General features: G+C 42.9%; 1 protein-coding gene. It reads right to left on the bottom strand.

The window, feature by feature from the left end; all coding sequences use genetic code 11:
- Positions 1-445 (bottom strand): hypothetical protein (locus NE619_RS18045; protein ID WP_330640858.1); only part of this gene is annotated, 445 nt, incomplete at both ends.

The following is a 445-nucleotide window of genomic DNA, read 5'->3' as shown; positions in this document are numbered from 1 at the left end:
CATCCCTATAACTGGAGAACCCAATATCTTTCAATCCTGCTGTATCTGGAATTCCGTCAAGTGGAACCTCTCTTCCATCGTAAGTAAGCCTGTACCGGATATACCCATACCCATAGTACTCATGCAGGATATATTCTCGTTTCTTGTAGTTGTACACAGTGTTAAACTCAATTTCCGTAATCCTGCCACGGTTTACCTTTGGCACAATCCTGTCGCCTGGATAATATTCAATAATTGGATAATCCGATATGGCCCGGTCAAAAGTAACCTTGAAGGCGCCATCTCCTATATAAAGCGTTTCCTTCACGGCCTTCTCGAACCGCTTGGACATTTTGTTTTCTTTGTCAATGTTGTCCCATATGTCCTCGTCCTGCTTATTTTTAAAAGTAAAGGCATTCAAGCTCGCCAGCGTGACATTGGATAACGTGTCAATAATCAGGGATGG

The sequence above is a fragment of the Anaerovorax odorimutans genome (assembly GCF_024459955.1).
GTDB lineage: Bacteria > Bacillota > Clostridia > Peptostreptococcales > Anaerovoracaceae > Hominibacterium > Hominibacterium odorimutans_A.
The sequence above is the reverse complement of the archived record's forward strand: the minus strand, read 5'-3'. Positions and strand labels throughout refer to the sequence as shown.